Annotated in this window: 6 protein-coding genes; all 6 read left to right on the forward strand. The window is 34.8% G+C overall.

The window, feature by feature from the left end; translation table 11 throughout:
• Positions 1–579 (forward strand): phosphoadenosine phosphosulfate reductase family protein (locus D0T57_RS15100; protein WP_163274304.1); only part of this gene is annotated, 579 nt, incomplete at its 5' end.
• Positions 580–645: 66 nt separating this feature from the next.
• A complete protein-coding gene (locus D0T57_RS15105) occupies positions 646–996 on the forward strand; it encodes a hypothetical protein (RefSeq protein WP_163274305.1) in 351 nt (116 codons plus the stop codon).
• A 6-nt stretch (positions 997–1,002) separates the two neighbouring features.
• A complete protein-coding gene (locus D0T57_RS15110) occupies positions 1,003–1,650 on the forward strand; it encodes a hypothetical protein (protein ID WP_163274306.1) in 648 nt (215 codons plus the stop codon).
• A gap of 172 nt (positions 1,651–1,822) precedes the next feature.
• Entirely contained in the window at positions 1,823–2,335 is a 513-nt protein-coding gene (locus D0T57_RS15115; RefSeq protein WP_163274307.1) for a hypothetical protein, read from the forward strand.
• Position 2,336: 1 nt separating this feature from the next.
• On the forward strand, positions 2,337–2,735 hold the full coding sequence (locus tag D0T57_RS15120) for a ribonuclease H (RefSeq protein WP_163274308.1): 399 nt from the start codon (positions 2,337–2,339) through the stop codon (positions 2,733–2,735).
• Between the two features lie 314 nt (positions 2,736–3,049).
• The coding region (locus D0T57_RS15125) for an HU family DNA-binding protein (RefSeq protein WP_368666939.1) at positions 3,050–3,237 on the forward strand (188 nt) is incomplete at its 3' end.

Genomic DNA, 3,237 nt, shown 5'->3' on the forward strand with positions numbered 1-3,237 from the left:
AGCTACCTAAAAATTGATGTTTGTTCGGCGGCAATACGTAATCAGGATCGATTTAAAGGTATTCGCACACTTGTCTTATCTGGTGAACGCGGGGAAGAAAGTCCTCAGCGTGCAAAATATGCCATATGGGGGCGGGACAAAGCTGATTTGAGAGATGGCAGGAAATATCAACGCCATGTAGACCGTCACCGTCCAATCCGTGACTGGACAGAAGCTGAAGTATGGGCAATCATTGAAAAATACCGTGTTAGGGCGCACCCCTGCTATTATATGGGTTGGGGACGCTGTTCGTGCAAGTTCTGCGTTTTTGGGAATCGAAATCAATTCGCCAGTGCCGCATATATAAGCCCGGATCTGACAAATGAAATCATTCGATTGGAAAAGGAGTTCGGATGTACTATTAATAGAAAATGTGATTTAGGTAAACTTATAGGTACCGGTATCATATATGAAGGCGTTACCAAGAAATTAAAGGAATTGGCCACAAGTTACGAATATAACCTGCCTATTTTTATTCCGGAAAACGAACCGTGGCTACTTCCGGCTGGTGCATTTGGTGAAAATTGCGGAGCTTATTAATATCGACTACAACTTCCCCGGTTACATCAGCCTATTTCTTATTAAGTATAATCAACAAAAACCAATATGAATAAAAAGATAGGTGAAGAAGAATTAGCCGCATTATCAGAATTGACTGGAATTGCCAAAACCATTATTTCAAAAATGCATAAGCTACAGTTATTGGATATCTCCGGATGTAAAAAGCTGCTTATTAGAAATGAATTTCAAGTCAACATTGATAATAATATTGGACGCAAAGGGGTTATCATTACTTTATTGGCAGATAAATATAAAATATCAAGAAGCCTCGTAGAACATATTATTTACAATAAAAATGCAAATACGCATCTCTTTTGTCGTAAATGTGGAGCTAAAATTTCAAAATACATTAGCAAGAAAAATAACGGGAATTGTAATGTCTGTAAATCAACATAAAAGAATATGAATAAGAGGGAAAAAATCGATTATTTTACAATAATCTTTTTAAAGGTTAGATGGTCTTTAGTAATAATCCTTCTGATCATCGTTGGATTAGTAAAGTTTCTATTTCAGGATAAGGTTGATCCAATGGATGCAGGGCTAATAACAAAAAGTGAAGTTATAGGTTTGGCCGAAGTTCGGGATTCGTCTTATTGTGGTTTTGATGTAGTATACGCTACAAGGAAAAATGTTACAGCGCCCAGAGCAGAAGAAATCAGGTCAAGGCCACATATCAAGGAAAATATAAAAAGACTGGAGAAAGAAGCTCCGTTATATTTTGGCAATATGCTCTATACCGATATCTATGAGTTTGCTGAATTTGCAAAGAAATATGAATTGGATCAGGATGTTCAAATCCAGAATATTTGGATTGCAGGAACAAAAAAGTGCCGGTTATATATCGGAGATAATCCCAAAATAGTAAATAGTGCCAGATGGTATAATCCGAATACCCGCCAGGGAGCGCTTTTTATTACAAAAATAGATGTATATAAAAGATACGAAAAATCCAGGCGGATATACAGGTATTGGAAATGTTCCGGGTTAAATGAAACTTCTACTATAGACGAACATTTTAGTCATTTCTCAGAAAATGAGAGGATAGATTAAATAACAGCGAAAACACTGTAAATACAAATAAAATACCCCTGAAAATGTAAATGATTTTTATTTGTTAATGCAAATAAATAAGATAAATTTGTACTAAATAATAGCATTTAAGCTTATAAAAATCAGATTGTCAATTGAACGAAAAAAGATTTAATTATGGAACGATGACTATATGAAACGTGAAAAATCACAAATCAAATTTGTGGTATCGGATGTAACAGGAGAGTTAATAGGTTTTATTTCCCGGCATCCTAAAACTAAAAAGCTCATAGGTGTCCGGGAGGATTCCAGGTTCAGGAAAAAAATATGTGTTTTATCAGAACACTTGAAAGGGACAATTTTACCAAACGTCTTATATAGCGTTGAAATAAAGGAAATGCATCAGGGGAAAGGCTACGTTGCGGTTTCAGCCAGCCAGATGTTATTCAAAGCGCAATTTGAGACAATAGTAAAACCAAAGGAAATATACCAGGTCAATATAAATTTTGGAATAAAGAAAATTTATTTTGACCCTATAAATGGAAAGTCCCGGTTAAGTAGGACTAAGGCCGGGGTTATAGAGGTTATTAGCTCAAGGAATGATATAGAAGACATAGAGTATGTTATAGAAGAATTTGACAAACATGCTGATAACCTGATTGAAATAATGAAAGAGCATAATATCGATTTTAATCCGGATTATTGATATGAAAAGGCCTACAGTTGGAATTGCCACAGATGCGGCACATTCAACAAAATATAAACAGACGAGTTACAGAGGTGTCATTTTACCGGATAATATTGAAGTCTTCAAGAACCATATAGGGAACAAAACTGTTAATATCGGTGAATTTCTTGGTTTAGTAGCGGCAGTGAAATATATCATAGAAAATGATTTCATGCCAAAGACCATATACACTGATAGTCTTACAGCCATTACGTGGTTTAGAAACAAAAAAGCGGCATCGAAAAAGATCTATCCTGAGCTTGAAAAAGCAGAGGTTTATCTTAAAATTATGGCAGAACAGGTGAAGCAAATTCAGGTTTTACACTGGGATAATAATTTATGGGGAGAAATTCCTGCCGATTTCGGGAACAAAAAATAGCACTACGGAGATGGCCAGGAAAAAGACGGAGACTGATAAATATATACTATTACACCCAAAGGATTATATGACCCTGATAGAAGACCATATAACATTGAATGCTTTAAAAATAGCAGGGGTGGAGACCATGCCTATTTATAAATCTGTACGTAGTATTTTAAAGAATGAAAGAGTAGAAATTCACATTAAACCAATTGAAAAAAATTACAGATGAAGATTTTGTTATTATAAGAAATATTCGGATGTAGATTTATGTACTGATATCATTATTTGCCTCATAACTATTACAAAAATATAAACTAAACTTTTTAGCCGTGACCAAGAAAGATATAATAAAGAAGGTGTCGAAACAAACCGGAGTATCCCAAAACAATACAAAAATAGTATTAGAATCAATACTTGAAGTTATACAAAGTTCTTTAAAAGAAGGCGAACGAATTACCATACAAAATTTTGGAACGTTCCATGTTAAGGAATTTGGTGAAAGAAACGCTTGGAATCC

It is taken from the genome of Dysgonomonas sp. 511 (assembly GCF_010501105.1).
In the GTDB taxonomy this organism is placed as follows: domain Bacteria; phylum Bacteroidota; class Bacteroidia; order Bacteroidales; family Dysgonomonadaceae; genus Dysgonomonas.

What these genes read in the sequence shown, in the direction of transcription:
- D0T57_RS15120 (WP_163274308.1), top strand. Translation starts at nt 2,337, where the DNA reads ATGAAAAGGCCTACAGTTGGAATTGCCACAGATGCGGCACATTCAACA.
- D0T57_RS15110 (WP_163274306.1), top strand. Translation starts at nt 1,003, where the DNA reads ATGAATAAGAGGGAAAAAATCGATTATTTTACAATAATCTTTTTAAAG.
- D0T57_RS15105 (WP_163274305.1), top strand. Translation starts at nt 646, where the DNA reads ATGAATAAAAAGATAGGTGAAGAAGAATTAGCCGCATTATCAGAATTG.
- D0T57_RS15115 (WP_163274307.1), top strand. Translation starts at nt 1,823, where the DNA reads ATGAAACGTGAAAAATCACAAATCAAATTTGTGGTATCGGATGTAACA.